The following is a 17,285-nucleotide window of genomic DNA, read 5'->3' as shown; positions in this document are numbered from 1 at the left end:
GAATTTTTATAAACTGAGCGGTTTTAGCGCTCAGTTTATTTTCGGTTTATTATTTTTTTAACATAGTGTAATATCAGTTGTGTAAATTTTGGAGTTGTAACCAGTTTTATATATATTGATATTATCAAAGATAAGGTATTATGCCATATTCAACCTGATATACACATCAAAGTCAGCTACATTCCATTTAAATGGGTGTTTTCTTTTGGAAACGGTTTATGAAGTTATCTTGTTTTTATTCATTAGATGGAACATTTAGTCAACAACCCGCCACTTAACGACCTTACGGTCTGTTTGAAGTGGGGGCTTGCGTCTGTCAGAGTTTGACAGTGCTTCTACCCTCATAGCGAGCAACTACGCTTGTTCCTACCCAGTAGTACGAACGAGCAATGCTCTCCTACCTTAGTGTGATGGAACATAAGGACGGTTGACTTCGCCCCTACCACAAGAGTTATACTCCTGTGGTAACTACACCAATATGTTCAGTTCCTTTACGGTGTAGATTCATAGCACCAATACGGTCATCATTTGATTGGTATTGGCAATTTTTGCACTTAAAAGTGTGTAGCTTTTTATTACGATTTGCTTTTTCAATATGTCCACATTTGGGGCAAGTTTGAGAAGTATATTTTGGGTCTACCACAATCACCTTCTGTCCGTTCAATTCAGCTTTATACTCAAGCATTTGACGGAATTGGTAGAAAGCCCAGGACACAGAAACATAGCGGTTTTTTACTCGTACTTTTTCAGTGGCAGTGCGAACACCTGTCAAATCTTCTAAAACAAACATAGTACCTCTAGGGTATTTATCAACGAGTGCCTTTGTAATTTGATGGTTTACATCAGTTACATAACAGTTTTCTCTTGAACCAATTTGTTTTAGTTTCTTACGAGCAGATGGTGTTTGTCGCATTTGGAGTTGTTTGCGAGTAGCTTTAAACTTACCACGCTTATGCTTGACAATGTTGCCATTATAGAAAGTGGTTTTACCTTGACTATCATAAGTAGTAGCAAGAAAGTTCATTCCTAAATCAATACCGACAATACTATTTACATCTGCTAGGCCTAATACTTGGTACTCTTTTGTCATCGGGATATGCAAGAACCACTTCTTGTACTTATGCACTAATTTAGCAGTGCCAAATTTCCAAGTACCATTGAAGTATTTCTTCATAGCCTTACGTTCATAATTTAGCTTTAGACGACCATCCAGTGTATTTACGCTAAATTGATTTTTAGTTAGTGAGTAATCACGATTCCATACAAGGTCATATTCAGGAAATTTAAATTCAATCAAAGACCATTCATGTCCATTCGATTTAGCTGACTTGTAACGAGCGATTACGGTTTTCATCACGGATTGAGCCATTTGACTTTTTAGTCCAAATTGATTTCGTAAATCAGAATAATACAAGTTATTAAGACTTGTTTGGTTTAGGTTTTTTGTTTCGATAACCAATTACAAGCTTTGCGATAAGCACTAGTCGTTATCCTTAAACTTTGAGCTTGATTATCGGAAACATAGATTTGTATTTTTGCAGTAATGGTAGACATTATTTTCACATCACCTTCCGCTAACCAAATTATACCAATTTTTTAGTTAAAGTAAATAACTTAACAGAGGAAGGAGGAGGCAAGGCGGAAGTTTCAGATACTTGATATGGCACAAAATCTTACGATTTTCACCGTACCATACCGTATCTGACGGAAATTCCTCCCCCACTTATCGTTGGGCTAACGCCCTTCACACGACTGAAGTAGGGGTATCCTTGCCGATTTTAGATAAAGTCACTTAAATCCGTTCATACTAAAGAAGAGGTGAGCGGAATTGTTAAAAACAAGTCAATTAATAGACGAAATTAAGAATTATGCTGTTAAATTTTCAAGTCCAACAGAACTTCAGCCTTTGATTAACGCAGCAAGTCATGCTAAATATGTTTTGCTTGGTGAAGCGAGTCATGGTACGAGCGAGTTCTATACCACTCGGACTGAATTAACAAAGCAGCTTATTCAAGAACATCACTTTTCTTTTATCGCTGTTGAAGGAGACTGGCCTGCTTGTTATGAAGTAAACCGCTATGTAAAAGGATTGGCTCCCGAATATCAAAGTGCGGAAGATGTGTTGAAAAAATCGTTTAACCGCTGGCCAAGTTGGATGTGGGCTAATCATGAAATTGTGAATCTTATCGATTGGTTACATTCGTATAACCAAACACAACCGGAGAAAAAAGTAGGGTTTTATGGTCTTGATGTGTATAGTTTATGGGAGTCTATGGAAGCAATCGTAGACTATTTTAAAAAAATCAAGTCGCCTGATCTGCAAAAAGCATTAAATGCCATTGAATGTTTTGATCCATATAAACGTAAGCTAGAAATGTACGGAATTTCTTCTGCATTTTATGGGGAAAATTGTATGAGCGAAATCCTCGAGCTACTAAATACTATAAAAGAAAGCAAAAGTATTCATACCGAAGATCCTGAAGCAGCTCTTAATATGAATATTAATGCGATTGTTGCGAACAACGCTGAGCATTATTATCATACGATGGTGACAAATGATAATGAATCTTGGAATATTCGGGATCGTCATATGGTCGAAGCCCTTCACCATATCGGAAACTTTTATGGTGCAGCGGCAAAAGGGATCATTTGGGAACATAACACGCATATTGGTGATGCTCGAGCTACGGATATGGCTGATGAAGGAATGGTTAACGTAGGTCAATTAACTCGAGAAAAATATGGACAAAACAATGTATATGCGATTGGTTTTGGTACATATCAGGGCACTGTTATTGCTGCAAAAAGATGGGGAGATCCTGCTGAGGTCATGACTGTTCCAAAAGGTACGGAAGGAAGTTGGGAAGAAGTGATGCACAACGCTGGTAGCTTTAATCAATATTTGCTCTTTACAGAAGAAAACAAGCATTTATTTCGCAATGTAATTGGGCACCGGGCAATTGGTGTTGTATATAATCCTGCTCACGAACATTACGGAAATTATGTGCCTTCTCGTTTGTCTGAACGATATGATGCGTTTATCCATATTGATGAGACAAAAGCATTAACACTTTTATGAGTAGATTTGTACAATTATTCGATTGAGTGGCACCTGTCACTATAGATTTACTTGAATATATGAAAAGCGTGTTTTGAGCTATCTTTATTTCAAAACACGCTTTTTTATTTACTCTTTTATCAAAGCTTATAGTGTGAACTCAATTAAACGTTATTTCAAAGGTACAATCTAAAATCTAGTTTATATCAAATACAAGGAAAGAAAAAACTAAACTATAGTTGACAGGTAGGAAAAGTACGGTTATTATCAATAATATAAAATTTATTTATATTTCAAAAAATTCTAGTTGAATACTTGTTATGAAAAAGAAAATGAGGCAGCTGATCAGACAAACTGAAGGCTCCTACTCTTAACTGCTTAGAGTAGGAGTTTTTTCAAAAAAATAAAATTCTGTAAATTCCGTATTTTCAGATAATACATAATCAAATAAAAGGCACCAGGAGGAAAAATATGAAAAAGCTGATTGTTTTAGCATTTGTAGGTTTTTTAGCACAACTAATTGACGGAGCATTAGGGATGGCATATGGCGTCACATCATCTTCTCTTTTATTAGCATTTGGTATTGCACCGGCAGTAGCTTCTGCTTCCGTCCATCTTTCTGAAGTCGTGACAACGGCTGCTTCGGGAGTATCTCATATCAAATTTGGCAACGTGGATAAACAATTGGTATATCGTCTGATTATTCCAGGATCAATTGGGGCTTTCACTGGTGCGTGCTTCTTAAGTAATTTACCTGGCGATGTCGTTAAGCCTTACGTTTCGGCATTCCTTCTATTGCTTGGTTTCTATGTTATTTTTCGTTTTCTGTTTAAATTTCAGTCTAGTGAAGAAAAGGAATCAAAACCATTATCAGTTAAGCAATCTATACCATTAGGTTTAATTGCCGGCTTTGCGGATGCAACGGGAGGCGGCGGATGGGGACCGATTGCAACACCTGTTCTTTTATCCAAAAAAGGAATGACAGCGCGTAAAGTAGTTGGAACAGTAGATACGAGCGAGTTTGCTATCGCTATTTCTGCGACTGTCGGTTTTATCATTTCTTTAGGATGGGAAGTCGTGAATTGGCTTTGGGTCGGAGCGCTGATGATAGGAGGGATCGTTGCTGCACCGATTGCGGCATGGCTCGTTCGAATGGTTCCAGCTCAACTAATGGGGATTTTAGTTGGAGGTTTTATTATTATAGTAAATGCACGCACAATTTTAGGCACATGGGTAACAAATGAAATATACTATCCTGTTATTTATGGTTTTCTATTTTTGGGATGGGGAGTAGCTATTTTCTTTGGTATTCGCAAGATGAAAACAAACCAGGCTGCTGAAAAAGAAAAAAATAGAAAGTTGGCTAGTTAATCCATTTATATAATCGTTCTATGATTTATTGAAGAAATGATAAAAGAGAAGAATAAGAAAAACATAGAAGAAAGTGGATGGGAATTTGAGTATTCCTGTCCATTTTTTATTTTGCTCTAATTGACAGAACGAAAAATTTGTCGTTTAAAAATATGTATCTCGGGAGAAGAATCGACATTTTTTTAAATAATTATTGTTTAGAATGATATATATATAAATCAGCTTTAGAACGAGTGAAATCAAAATAGTAGGGGGATTAATAATATGTTTAACATTATCCAAACGAAAAAATATGATGGTTTCTATAATATTATTTTTACATATGAAAACGAGTATTTCTTGGCTGCTGGAGAATATGAGAATGATCAAACTCAATTAGTTATCCTTGATGCTATTGATAAAAAAGATATCAAAGAAAACATGTTGAAAACAGGTTATATTTCTTATTATTCATTAATTGATGATGTAGAAAATCACGATGTGCTTCAATATATAGATGAAATATTATCAACGGGGATTCAATTAGATACAGAGCTTGCAAGTTAATAATAACATAAAATTACAATTATTGTAATCATATTAACAGTTTAAAGCTTGGATTATCCAAGCTTTTTCTTATGGTCCCGCTCACGGATTGATAACAGAAAAAATTAACAGAAGCTAAATGAAGTATTGATATAATTGAATTTTCAAGGATTGGTATTTTTAGTATGTGGAAATAAAATAATAGAATTGTTACCCTTATATGTGATTACTAGATAAATTGCTAGGGGGTACATATGAAAATATTTAAAAAAATGTTGCTCGTAGCTTCATTAGGGATGACATTATCAGCTTTCCAAGTTCATTCTGTTGATGCTGCGACTGATTATACTGTTAAACCAGGAGATACAATGTGGAAAATTAGTCAACGATATGGAGTACCTTTAATTTCTCTTCAAAAGACTAATAATGAGTGGGATAATAATTTGTATATTGGCCAACGTTTGACTATTCCTACAATCACATCTGCTGAAAGAACACTTTTAGCTCAATTGGTGCATGCAGAAGCGGCAGGAGAGCCTTTTTCAGGTAAGGTAGCGGTGGCAACAGTAGTGTTCAATCGTATGGACAGTTCGTTATTTCCAAATGACATTAAGAGTGTTATATACCAAATAGACCAAGGACATTATGCATTTTCACCAGTACAAGATGGACGGATTCATAATACGCCAACTAGTGAAGATTATAGAGCGATAGATGAAGCGATTGCTTTTCGTGGACAAGGTAATGGTTCTTTATATTTCTATAATCCTCAAAAATCAACAAGTGAATGGATTTTTTCTCGTCCAGTGACTGTTCGTATCGGCGATCACGTATTCGCAAAATAACGGTTATTAATAAGCACAAAGGGTCTGTCCTTTTAGTGCTTATTTTTTTACAAAAAAGTTCTATATAAGTTCTACTTAATTTTTCGACATGGCTAGTGATCCAATACATTGGAGCACTAGCGTTGGTCTTGGTTTAATTTCGATTAATGATGAAATTTCCTTGATACAAATGCTATATAAAAACTTCTTATCCAACACTTGTCTAATCACTAAGAAAAAACAAACGCTATGTTAAGAAGTTCTCGTAAACTATTAGATGATTTCATGTACAATTCCTAAACTTAATCCCTCATCATTCGCGAACATATACCATTCTTCATCTTCCTTCTCAGTATACAGCTCCTCTGAAATGTTTGTATTTTCCACAACAAACTGCTTAATGCGATCATCTAAACGATCATAGAAATTCATTGTGTTTTTCGCTTTTTTAGAAGTGGATTGAACAGCCATACTCCCATCATGAATAAGAATGACTGTATTGGGATATGCTTTTCTATAATGTCCGCTAATTAACAGTAAAGCACCCATAGAAGCACACGAACCTATACCAATCGTTTCAACTTTCGTTTCACTTGATTGGATGGCATCGATAGCAGCAAAACCTGCCACTACATCTCCACCATTAGATGTTATATAAATTTGTATTGTTTTTCTTTTATCGACTGGAATATTTAATTCTCTATCTTCTCGATTCCATTCTTGAATCCAATAAACAATTTTATTGACAATGGTTGTATCCACATCATAATTAAAATAAATTCTTCGTTCTTTCAGTCCCAGATAAAACTGATACTCCTCAAGAGAATCAGGTAAATTTGCAACTAACTCCAAATATTCTTTGTCGAATTCAATTTTTTTCATTATAAAACCCTCCTTTATCATATGTGTGCATATAGAAAGGAAGAGGATGGTCATGCCATCATACCTATTTACTAATTTATTCAACAAACATAATCTTCGCGACAGCATTCATCCTCAATATCCACTTAAAATGCTGCCTTGTAGCCTGTTTCATATCAAGTAAAACGATGCTATTTAAAAGAAAGCTCCCATATTTGGTAGGGAATTGGCAGAATGCAAGAAATTTGTCGTTAAAAAATGTGTCGTTCAGGATAGGAATCGACATTTTTTTCAACGATTGTCGTTTAGAATGATATATATATAAATCAGCTTTAGAACAGGTGAAATCAAAATAGTAGGGGGATTAATAATATGTTTAACATTATCCAAACGAAAAAATATGATGGTTTCTATAACATTATCTTTACATATGAAAACGAGTATTTCTTGGCCGCTGGAGAGTATGAGAATAATCAACCCCAATTAGTTATCCTTGATGCTATTGATAAGAAAGATATCAAAGAAAATATGTTAAAAACAAATTATATTTCTTATTATTCATTATTTGACGATGTAGAAAATCATGATGTGCTTCAATATATAGATGAAATATTATCAACAGGAGTCCAATTAGATACAGAGCTTGCAAGTTAATAGAAATGCGCAAAGTGTTAATCGTGTATTTGCCGTTATAAAAGTACCAAGGAAAGTCCTTGGTACTTTTTGTAATGGCGCTAGTGCAGGATTTGGTGGCGGTTTCTGCTAAGGGAATTTTTTTACTATCGGCTTTTTTCAGTGCCTCTCTATCCACAATTCCGTTTTTTATAAGAGCAACTGGCCTCCCTTCAAAAAGGCATCGAAAAAATAAAGATTTTTGTCCAAGAAATTCTACAATACATAATAAAAAGCCCTATAAGCACACGGAATAGACGAATGATAAAGGAGATCAACATGAAGAAAAGTATATTAATAGGTTCAGCAGCACTTGTTATTTTATTGGCTGGATGCCAATCAGAAAGTAACTCCAGCAACCATAATAATGAAGTGAATACTAAGGAGAAAGCCCCTTCGGTCCAATCTTTAAAAATTGAAGATTATTACCCAATTAAAGAAAATACTCGATATATATACGATGGAAAAGGAAATGAATACGCTTCATTTAATGTTTACGTTGATTATACTTCTGAGAACAAACTACAAGAAAGAATCGATAATGGCGGAACCGTTATGGCTCGTGTCGTTGAATTAAAAGATGGTAAGTTAACCAGCACCTACTCAAGAGCAGAGGCTTACTATAGAGAAAACCTTTTAGAAACAAAAACGGGGGATGAAGAAACCTTATTAATGGAACCATTAAAAAAAGGAACAACTTGGAGACTCGAGGACTCGAGTGTTAGAACTATAACCAATACTTCTGTGGATGTATCGACTCCTTCCGGAAATTATAAAGCGATTGAGGTAACGACAGAAGGCTCTAATGGACGAAACATTGATTACTATGCTAAAGGAGTAGGTTTAGTAAAAACTTCATTTTTTTCAGAGGGAATGGAGGTATCCTCTTCTTTGAGTAAAATTGAAGAAAACGCCCCGTTAGTCCAAACAATTACTTTTTACTACCCTAATATTGATGATGATAAGCTGTATTTTAAAAGTAGGGAGCTTTCATTCCTGACAAACTCTATAACCAAAAAGGTTTTAGAAGATGCTTATAAAGAAAACGTACCGAATACAGTAGAACCGGTATTCTCTGAAAACACAAAAATTAACAGTTTGTATTTAAATAAAGATAACAATTTGTACATTGACTTGAATCAAGCTTTTTTAACAGAAATGAGTGCCGGTGCTGCGTATGAAGGAATGATTCTTCAAAGCATTGTTAATACCTTCGGCCAGTATTATGGAGTGGCAAAAGTATATCTCACTATTGATAATGAACCTTATTCATCCGGACACATCGCTATGGAAAAAGGGGGTTTTTTTGAAGTAAATGTAGATGGTGCTATTGAAATAAAATAGGAAGTATGTTGAAAATTATCCAAACACAAAAATATGATGGTTTTCATAACATTATTTTTACATTTCTATTCCACCCGAAAAACTGATATTTCACCTTTCTCAATAGATGCTTATTATCATTTACTAACTATCCAATGTGTAGATATACAAAAACAGAGAAGCGCGGGGACCGTCCCGTGCTTTCTTTTTGCCTCAATGATACTACAGCAATAGCTGTTATAGACGTGAGCGAAAATTTAATAAATTTGTACGTATCAATTGTGCAGGTATCTCGGAATCTTTGTTGGAAAGTGAGCTGTTTGGTTATGAAGATGGGGCATTTACAGGAGCCAAAAGAGGCGGTAAGATCGGTTTTTTTGAGGAAGCCAATCACGGCAGTTTGTTTTTAGATGAAATTGGCGAGTTAACCCCAAAGATTCAAGTAAATCTTTCACAAGAAGAAGCCTCATATAGATGTGTAGAGGAGTTAAAACGTATAGTGGAAGATGTAAACATTCCATCTACATTAAAAGGCTTTAATATTCCCGAGGATGCATTTGAAAGTTTAATAAATGATGCCATAGAGCAAAAACGTCTTTTAGCGCGTAGTCCAATGCCTTTATTAAAAGATGATATTTATAAAATTTATAAAGCTACATTCGAAGGTGTAATTGTTGAAAAGTAAATAAATATCACTTAACACGAGTGGAAAATAGGTGAAATTCCAGGTTTCCTCGTGTTTTTTGTTCCTATGAAGAAATAAACCAATGCGTTACGCCTACATATAATTAAGGCGACTGTTGAGGTAGTGGAAAAAAGGGATGATAAGAAAATTATTAAGTTAAAAACGCAAGTATTGAATCAGCACGAGGAGATGGTGGTAGATGGGGAAGCGGTCGTCATGAAACTATAGAAAGTAAGGAAGAATCGGAGGGGGATTCCCTTCAAGTAATTGGTAAACATGAAATAGAAAAGGAGTACTTCATTCAAGAGTTCAATCACAGGACAACATAATTGTTTTAAGTTAGCAAGTATTCAAGATTGGATATATAAGGAAAATAGAGAGATGCAAATGAATATCTACGTGATTATGAAACGCACCTTTGATAGGGCAGAAAAGATTATGATTGAAAACGGTAACATCAAAAATGAAGGTGTTGAGTATATCATTAATCCCGTTTCTGGTGCAAATACTTGAAGAAAATATAAAAAAGCGTAAGATTTATAGTGCCCCCTGGTCTTAAGCAACTAGTCCAAATAGTTGATGGATGAATTCTTTTTGATCATGTGCATAGCCTCTATCCTCGCAATAATTCGTTTGGCAGTCCCTAAGGACTTTAATCCAAGCATTGAAAGGAAGTGTAGGCGTTATACATGATGTTTCTGAAATCCCAAAATTGACGAATGAATTAAAGCATGCTCAGCGGCTTATACGAACATTACAAGCAAAATATTCTTTTGAGGATATTATTGGACGGTCTGATGATATGGTATTGGCTATTAAACACGCTAAACTTTCTGCTAAAACGCCAGCAACGGTGCTGCTGCGTGGTGAATCGGGAACAGGAAAAGAATTATTTGCTCATGCGATTCATAATGCTAGTGAGCGAAAATTTAATAAGTTTGTACGCGTCAATTGTGCAGCTGTCTCGGAATCTTTGTTGGAAAGCGAGTTGTTTGGTTATGAGGATGGGGCGTTTACAGGGGCAAAACGAGGTGGTAAGGTCGGTTTTTTTGAGGAAGCGAATCACGGCAGTTTGTTTTTAGATGAAATTGGCGAGTTAACGCCAAAGATTCAAGCCAAGTTACTTCGCGTATTACAAGAGCGTGAAATCATGCGAGTTGGGGGAACGAAACCGATTCCTATTAATGTACGTGTCATTGCCGCAACGAATATTGATTTAGAGCAATCTATTAAGAGTGGAGACTTTCGAGAAGATCTTTATTTTCGATTAAATCGTATGCCTGTTTTTATTGCTCCTTTGAGAAAAAGGAAAGAGGAAATGAAGGAGTTAGCAGAGCATTTAATTCATAAGATTAATCAAGAATATGGACGAAGTATTGAAGGGATTACAGAAGATGCAATTGAAAAACTAAGACAATATGATTGGCCAGGGAACGTTCGGGAGTTAGAAAATATTTTAGGCCAAGCAATTATTTTAATGAAGTTCGATGAACAAATAATTGAAGCGGAGCATATTCCAAATTTAGTAGGCACAAGCCCAAGCCCAAGCCTTGACTATCGGAATGAAGCTGCTTCATCGTTTGAAACTCTGTTTAAAACAGGCGAGTCTTTAAGTGAAATAGTCGCAACATACGAAGCGAAAGTTATTCAGCAAGCATTACAGACCTTTAAAGGGAATAAAATGCTGACTGCTAAATCACTGGGGATTTCAGTAAGAAGCCTGTACTATAAAATGGAAAAAACTAATTTGCGCAAATAATAATTACATGCAACATTTTATTTAACTGTGCAAAAAATGATATACCGAAAAAGCTGTACAGAGATAATAAAGTTGTTTAAAAAAATGTGAGTCATTCTATTCAACAAAAGAGCCAGCATTCCTGTAATGAATGAAAATGAGATTTGAATATCAAAAAGACCTCTTGATATGATTAAAATGTCCTGAAGCTGGCCAGCGAAAAGGACAAAATCTATCATAACCAGGAGGCCTATCATGAATTATAACCAAAATAAGAAAATCTCTCAAATTACTCCTAAAACACTTATTATCGGAGTAGATATTGCAAAATTCAAACATGTAGCCAGAGCTCAAGATTTTAGAGGATTAGAGTTTGGCTCACCTTGTTACTTTGAAAATACAAAAGAAGGATTTTGTCATTTTCTTAATTGGATCTCACGACTTATGCAAGCTCAAACGATGGATCAAGTGATTGTCGGTATGGAGCCGACAGGTCATTATTGGCTTAATTTAGCTTATATTCTTAGGGAACATACGATTAAATTTGTGTTAGTTAATCCATTACACGTAAAGAAAAGTAAGGAATTAGATGATAATTCACCAACTAAAAACGATATAAAAGATGCTAGAGTTATTGCGCAATTGGTCAAGGACGGGAGATATGCTGAACCAACTATTCCACAAGGAATTTATGAAGAACTCCGTGTGGCTAAGAAAATTCGTGATTTCTTAACTGTTGACCAACAAATTGTACAGGGTCAAATGCATAACTGGATTGACCGATATTTCCCTGAATTTTTAACAGTTTTTAAGAATTGGGAAGGTAAGGCAGCTTTACAATTTTTAAAGTTAAATGTATTACCACATGAACTTGTACATTTCTCTGATCAAGAGCTATTAAATTACTTAAGAAAAGCTGTTAAACGTAGTGTAGGACTTAGTAAGATTCAGGACTTAAAACAAGTAGCCCGTGAATCTATTGGTATTCGTCAAGGGGCAGATATGGAGAAATTAGAATTACAAACATTGATAGCTAAATATGAATTAATCCAGTCTAAATTCGAAGAATTGGATACCAAAATAGATGCATTAATTGATCAAATACCTGGCGTTCAACAGATGCTTGCCATCAAGGGAATCGGAAGAGATACTGTCGCAGGCTTTTTTGCAGAAGTCGGAGATCTAAATGAGTACTCTCACCCTAGGCAAATCATCAAGCTCGCTGGGTTAAGTCTCAAGGAAAATACGTCTGGTAAGCACAAAGGACAAACAAGAATTACGAAGCGAGGTAGAAAGAAACTTCGTGCTCTGTTGTTCAGAGTTTGTATGGTACTCGTTGCGAAGAATTCAGCTTTTAAAGCACTCCATACCTATTACACACAACGACCTGACAACCCATTGAAAAAGATGCAATCTATTATCGCTTTGTGTAATAAATTAATACGAATATTATTTGCCATGGGTAAAAAACAGTTTGAGTTTCAGGAAGAGAGAATGTTGAAGGATATTCCTCATATGACAGGATATCAGAAGGCAGAAGTATTCGCTTAATTCTTTTGTAGATGGGATTACAATTGTAATGGTATTGATGGTTATTGGACATTGAAGCACGGATTAGTCAGTAAAGCAACAATACTTCGGGCAAGGACCCTGTGGGCCAGCGTAACTGACATCCACCTCATGGAAAGGTTGGACGAAGGAATTTGGGAGCAAAGACTCTGTGAGGCATGGGAGGGTTGACCTCCATGAGACATGTGGACATCCACCAGTGCTATCATATTTTTGATAATTACCCAATTTATGCAAGTGATTGGTTAGTAAGCTACAAGTCTTTTTTCTTCAAATGTCCAATTTTATCCTAATAATGTATCTTTATCCATACAAAAGGTAATCTTTGAAACAAGACTACTATGAGAATCTAAGAAAACAGGAGAAATCGTTAGATTTTACATTCTTTATTGAGGGAGATTGTTGAACAACACCTTTTAAGAAAAATGGGTATGTATCTATGTTAATATTTGGAATACCTTGTGAAGAAATGTACTTAAACTATTGGGTAGCTTTAATTGTATGTGGAAGCTAAATTTCAGTTTCATTGAGCTTATCGGTTATAATGGAGTTGGAAGTCTTCGTTTGCGATTATGTGGAGACCCGAATTTTATATTACCTGAGGTCAGTATACCTTACTTATCAAAGGAGTTTATTCATTATGCATATACTACAAAAAACACAAAAAATAGTTCGCTATCAGAATCAACATGGCAAAATACATTACGGTATTGTTGAGGATGATGAGATAATATTACAACTGTCTAGCAGTTTTGCTGAACTTGTCAACAAGGAAATAAAGTATGACGGGGTAAAGGTGAAATATAGTGACGTGAAAATTTTGGAGCCAGTAAAACCTTCTAAAGTGGTTAATTTCGGCTGGACATATGCAGATCATGCGAAGGAAACAGGGGGAGAGCCAAACCTTATAGAGCCATTTCTATTTTTAAAGCCATTATCTTCGCTTATTCCAGACAAGGGAACGATTTTTCTTCCTCCCAACGATCTAACCAACCAAGTGGAACTTGAAGGGGAAGTAGCCCTGGTCATTGGAAAGCGCGGAAAAAACATTAAAGAAGAAGATGCGCTTGATTATGTGTTTGGTTGCACGATATTTAATGACGTCACAGCAAGAGATCTTACAAAAAAAGATCCACAGTTTACGAGGGGCAAAGGATTTGATACGTTCGGGCCTTTGGGGCCGTGCATCGTTACCGGGGTAGATCCTACAAATTTGCGGATTGTAACCACTTTAAACGGCCGCGTTGTCCAAGACGGGAATACCAATCAAATGTCTCTGAGCATTCCGTATCTAATCAGCTGGCTTTCGCAGGTGATGACACTGGAGCCCGGTGACATTTTGGCCACGGGTTCACCATCTGGCAGCTGCCCGGTTAAGTCGGGGGATGTGGTAGTTGTGGAAGTCGAGAAAATCGGTCAGTTGTGTAATTCTGTCCAGTAGGATGTGCCAGCATTCTTAATAACCAAAAATGAAAATATTCATAAATAGATGAGCCGACTTTTTAAAATGTTACAGAGGACATCGCAATAAAAAGAAAGAAGAGTTTCTTTGTACTTGCATTTGTATGTGGTGCTGCTAGAGTAACGGCAGTATTAAAAGAGCTTGGTGTCAATTTATTTAAGATAAATGATAAACCTGATGGTCAATGGCTAAATATAGTTGAGTATTGAATCATTTCTTAATGAACTAACGGAGTGTTTGAGTTTAAGAGTGGAGGTTGCTGCGGCATCTCTTTTTTTATTCAACAAACGGGGGCTTTAACGGAAGAAGGGTCACAGAAATGATCAAACTTTTTTATAAAAAATGATTCAATTGAATGTATTAAAAGCGTGTTTTGATCAATCTTTTTTCAAAACACGCTCTTTCTTTTTGTTCATTTATCAGAGTTATTAGTATCAATATTATCAAACTATATTTTAAAGCAACAAATTTATACATAAATTACTTGAGGGTAGCATCATAATTGATAAATGAAAAGGATATTGAGATTCTATGTTTCTAACAAGTCATATTTGTACCAGAACCATTTATATCATCCTAATATATTTCGAACATATCCTCGATAGAATATATAATTAACAAGGACTATGAAAAACTTGGATTAGGTAATAATCTCATTACAACTGATGATTTAGATGGAATCGATGAGGAAAAAAATCTAAAAGTTATTGAGGATATTAAGGAGGAGAAACTTGTAAAAACAACTTCAAACAAATTTTCAAAACATCATTACTATCTTAAGCGAGCTAAAGGCACCAGTTTTTTGGTGCTTTTTGTTTTTATTTAGTGAGCGTGTCGAATGGGCTGTTCGCCGATTACCAAAAATGGAACGTTTTCTGATTGAAGAACGGTATATGTCTGAGGATGCAGAATATACTTCAGATTATCAGGTGTACTGTTTCAAATTTCAGCCAGCTATATCGGAAAAAACTTATTCAAAGATACGATGGAAAGCTTTTTATAAACTGGCTTTGAACCTGAATCTTGCTATTACGAAGAGATAGGTGATGAAGGAAATGGAAATTAAAGAAATGCTCAAAAATATCATTTGGCATATAGAAACAAACTGAAACATATCGAGAGATAAAAGAGTACTAGATGATGTTCTCAGCTCATTGAAGAACATGGCTAAAACACCGAAGTAACAGCACAGTTCGAAGAAAAGGAGGTGTATCTAATGAATGAGAGAAAGATTTATTTGGCTAATGGTGACGTACTAATTCGAACGGCTAAAGGTATTTACTTTAGACAGAACGGGGAAAACGGAACGCCTTTGCTTATTGACCAAGAAGAAGGAGAACTCTTAGCCTTTGGCACAGCTGAGCAGTTATTAATTGCTGCTAAAACAATCAATAAAATAATTAGTGTATATGAGAAGGCGTTAGAACAACTAAATGAAATGGCTGTTTATTATTCAGAAAAGGAAGAGGCTTTAAATCCAGATAAGGTTAGGGACATAGCAGCAAAAGCATTAAACAGACCAGAAAATTAACAGCGCAGTTCAAAGAAACGGAGAAATAATTCCTAAAAAAACTCGAAATTATTCCTAAAAAAAGTCGGGAATAAATCGTGTTGTTAGGATTTATACATGTTAAATTTATATCATCGAGAATAAAGCAAAGGGCGGCACAATGTGTCGTCTTTCGGTATTCTTTGCAAGTTCTGTACCTTGTAAAGTAGACATAAGTTAAATTATTCTTGTATCTGCTTTAGAAAGTATATCTTTATTATGATTAGGTTATAATTGAGTCAAACGGTAAAAAACCCCAATGTATAATAAATCGTGGAGCGCTGAAAGCACTTGGTGTGGAACCCAGGTGCTTTTCTTATGTTCAAAAACCCTATCGAGTGACAGGGTTAAATAGATTTCATCATGCCACAATGACGGCACTTGCGTAAAAATATATAGTTCTTTACTGAGCTTTCAAATTGAGCATTACCGCAATTGTCACAACGACCACTGATTACATCAGGATACTCTTTATAATCGTAAACGATGCTTGTATCATACCCTTTTAGTTCTTTTGAAGCTTCTTCAGACAACTTAGATCACCTTCTTTTATTCAATTAGACAATGATACCATTAATCATAGATTCATCAAGCGACTAGCGATTATTTGCAGGAATTCAGCTCCTGGTGTCGAATTGAATTCTAGATTGAAAGGGTGATTAGACTTTGAAAAAAGAGATGGACGCAGAATTTATTGAAAGACTATCAAAAATAGCAACTGAAGTCGAAGCGAGAGTAGAAAAATTTAATAAAGATATAGATGATCAGAATATTATGTACGTTTTAGTAAAGGCTCATCTTTATATTGAATATGAGCTTGAGCTAATACTTCTAGAGTATGTGGAAAAGCCTGAGTATTTAAAAATTCCTAAAATGACCTTCGCTCAAAAGGAAAATTTAGTGTTTGCTTTAGGAATAGTGCCTGATTCAGAAAAAAAATCACTTAATAATTTTAATAAAATTCGTAATAAATTAGCCCATAACTTAGATTACAAATTCAACGAGGAAATTTTAGAAAAAAATATTATTGGGCAATTTAGTTCTAAAACTAGGACTGACTATGAAAAAAACCTTGGCTTCTATTGTGGAAAGTACGGAGATGGTTTAGATGGTAAGTTACGTTGTGCCATTTCAATTATTTGGAGTAATTTATTAGAAATAAGAATAATTCCTTCGGATATAAGAAGTGAATTGGAAATATAGATGGGGAAGCATCCGAATAATCAGGTGTGCTTTTTCTGCATTCGTAAAGCTGGGATTAGATAGAAATGAATTTGAAAAAGTAATGGCAATTTATTTTGGAGAAGTGGTTGTACAAAATAATAAAGATGCAAAATGGGAAGTAGAGGAATACCCTTTTGTACCTGGAAAATACATCTTTGGAGTAAGTAAGGGATTTGGGAGTATGTCTTTAGGTAATGGGTTTATTGACCATTATAAAGAACCAAGTAATAAAAGAAGAAACTCTTTGTTTAGAATGTACAATCATTACTTTAATGATTGAAACGATATTTCTTCTTCAACTAAACCAGCTAATAGTTTGTCAATAAAAATCTTTTAAATTAAAAATAACTTCATGCTATACTAAAAATGCACAACTCAAATAACCCTCTGAACTTAGTTTGGAAGGTTTTTGCTTTATTTGAAA

The 17,285-nt window shown here is 35.1% G+C and carries 14 protein-coding genes and 3 pseudogenes; 14 read left to right on the top strand and 3 right to left on the bottom strand.

Translation table 11 applies throughout. From position 1 onward, the window contains the following. Positions 1 to 451: 451 nt before the first annotated feature. Positions 452 to 1,554, bottom strand: a pseudogene (locus tag ACE199_RS16180) (RNA-guided endonuclease InsQ/TnpB family protein). 274 nt (positions 1,555 to 1,828) lie between these two features. Here ACE199_RS16180 and ACE199_RS16175 point away from each other — a divergent pair. The 4 genes from ACE199_RS16175 to ACE199_RS16160 all read left to right on the top strand — a co-directional run bounded on the left by ACE199_RS16175 (position 1,829) and on the right by ACE199_RS16160 (position 5,799). After that, a complete protein-coding gene (locus ACE199_RS16175) occupies positions 1,829 to 3,079 on the top strand; it encodes an erythromycin esterase family protein (RefSeq protein WP_375350712.1) in 1,251 nt (416 codons plus the stop codon). Positions 3,080 to 3,529: 450 nt separating this feature from the next. Next, positions 3,530 to 4,429 carry a sulfite exporter TauE/SafE family protein gene (locus ACE199_RS16170; RefSeq protein WP_375350711.1) on the top strand — a complete coding sequence of 300 codons (900 nt, stop codon included), beginning with the start codon at positions 3,530 to 3,532 and terminating at the stop codon, positions 4,427 to 4,429. A gap of 264 nt (positions 4,430 to 4,693) precedes the next feature. Beyond that, positions 4,694 to 4,975 (top strand): hypothetical protein, encoded by a 282-nt coding sequence (locus ACE199_RS16165; protein WP_375350710.1) that lies wholly within the window; start codon positions 4,694 to 4,696, stop codon positions 4,973 to 4,975. 251 nt (positions 4,976 to 5,226) lie between these two features. Continuing rightward, entirely contained in the window at positions 5,227 to 5,799 is a 573-nt protein-coding gene (locus ACE199_RS16160) for a cell wall hydrolase (protein ID WP_375350807.1), read from the top strand. A gap of 252 nt (positions 5,800 to 6,051) precedes the next feature. On the opposite strand, the gene ACE199_RS16155 is transcribed toward ACE199_RS16160, so the two are convergent. Further along, positions 6,052 to 6,660 (bottom strand): ClpP family protease, encoded by a 609-nt coding sequence (locus ACE199_RS16155; RefSeq protein WP_375350709.1) that lies wholly within the window; start codon positions 6,658 to 6,660, stop codon positions 6,052 to 6,054. Between the two features lie 351 nt (positions 6,661 to 7,011). Here ACE199_RS16155 and ACE199_RS16150 point away from each other — a divergent pair, with 351 nt between their 5' ends. The 8 genes and pseudogenes from ACE199_RS16150 (at position 7,012) to ACE199_RS16115 (ending at position 15,619) form a co-directional block, all read left to right on the top strand. Beyond that, positions 7,012 to 7,293, top strand: a complete 282-nt coding sequence (locus tag ACE199_RS16150) for a hypothetical protein (RefSeq protein WP_119118799.1) — start codon at positions 7,012 to 7,014, stop codon at positions 7,291 to 7,293. A gap of 297 nt (positions 7,294 to 7,590) precedes the next feature. Continuing rightward, the gene (locus ACE199_RS16145; RefSeq protein WP_375350708.1) at positions 7,591 to 8,655 is read left to right on the top strand and encodes a GerMN domain-containing protein; all 1,065 of its coding nucleotides are present in this window, start codon (positions 7,591 to 7,593) and stop codon (positions 8,653 to 8,655) included. Positions 8,656 to 8,881: 226 nt separating this feature from the next. Continuing rightward, a pseudogene (locus ACE199_RS16140) lies at positions 8,882 to 9,319 on the top strand (sigma 54-interacting transcriptional regulator); the annotation flags it as partial. A 381-nt stretch (positions 9,320 to 9,700) separates the two neighbouring features. Beyond that, positions 9,701 to 9,832 carry a hypothetical protein gene (locus tag ACE199_RS16135; RefSeq protein ID WP_483878205.1) on the top strand — a complete coding sequence of 44 codons (132 nt, stop codon included), beginning with the start codon at positions 9,701 to 9,703 and terminating at the stop codon, positions 9,830 to 9,832. Between the two features lie 151 nt (positions 9,833 to 9,983). Continuing rightward, positions 9,984 to 11,078, top strand: a pseudogene (locus ACE199_RS16130) (sigma-54 interaction domain-containing protein); the annotation flags it as partial. 234 nt (positions 11,079 to 11,312) lie between these two features. Then, on the top strand, positions 11,313 to 12,608 hold the full coding sequence (locus ACE199_RS16125; RefSeq protein WP_375350707.1) for an IS110 family RNA-guided transposase: 1,296 nt from the start codon (positions 11,313 to 11,315) through the stop codon (positions 12,606 to 12,608). Positions 12,609 to 13,266: 658 nt separating this feature from the next. Beyond that, complete coding sequence (locus tag ACE199_RS16120; RefSeq protein WP_375350706.1) at positions 13,267 to 14,067, top strand: fumarylacetoacetate hydrolase family protein; 801 nt, start codon at positions 13,267 to 13,269, stop codon at positions 14,065 to 14,067. Positions 14,068 to 15,304: 1,237 nt separating this feature from the next. Further along, positions 15,305 to 15,619 (top strand): hypothetical protein, encoded by a 315-nt coding sequence (locus tag ACE199_RS16115; RefSeq protein WP_127760962.1) that lies wholly within the window; start codon positions 15,305 to 15,307, stop codon positions 15,617 to 15,619. 365 nt (positions 15,620 to 15,984) lie between these two features. Here ACE199_RS16115 and ACE199_RS16110 read toward each other — a convergent pair whose 3' ends face one another. Further along, complete coding sequence (locus tag ACE199_RS16110) at positions 15,985 to 16,170, bottom strand: DUF8096 family protein (protein ID WP_127760961.1); 186 nt, start codon at positions 16,168 to 16,170, stop codon at positions 15,985 to 15,987. Between the two features lie 133 nt (positions 16,171 to 16,303). Here ACE199_RS16110 and ACE199_RS16105 point away from each other — a divergent pair, with 133 nt between their 5' ends. Both ACE199_RS16105 and ACE199_RS16100 read left to right on the top strand, forming a co-directional pair. Continuing rightward, positions 16,304 to 16,840: a hypothetical protein gene (locus ACE199_RS16105; protein ID WP_252282520.1), complete on the top strand. Its 537-nt coding sequence runs from the start codon at positions 16,304 to 16,306 to the stop codon at positions 16,838 to 16,840. Continuing rightward, entirely contained in the window at positions 16,824 to 17,141 is a 318-nt protein-coding gene (locus ACE199_RS16100) for a hypothetical protein (protein WP_218973843.1), read from the top strand. The genes ACE199_RS16105 and ACE199_RS16100 overlap by 17 nt, the downstream gene beginning before the upstream one ends. The last annotated feature ends 144 nt before the right edge of the window (positions 17,142 to 17,285 follow it).

Origin of the sequence: Peribacillus sp. Hz7 (assembly GCF_042136355.1) — a bacterium.
In the GTDB taxonomy this organism is placed as follows: domain Bacteria; phylum Bacillota; class Bacilli; order Bacillales; family DSM-1321; genus Peribacillus; species Peribacillus asahii_A.
The sequence above is the reverse complement of the archived record's forward strand: the minus strand, read 5'-3'. Positions and strand labels throughout refer to the sequence as shown.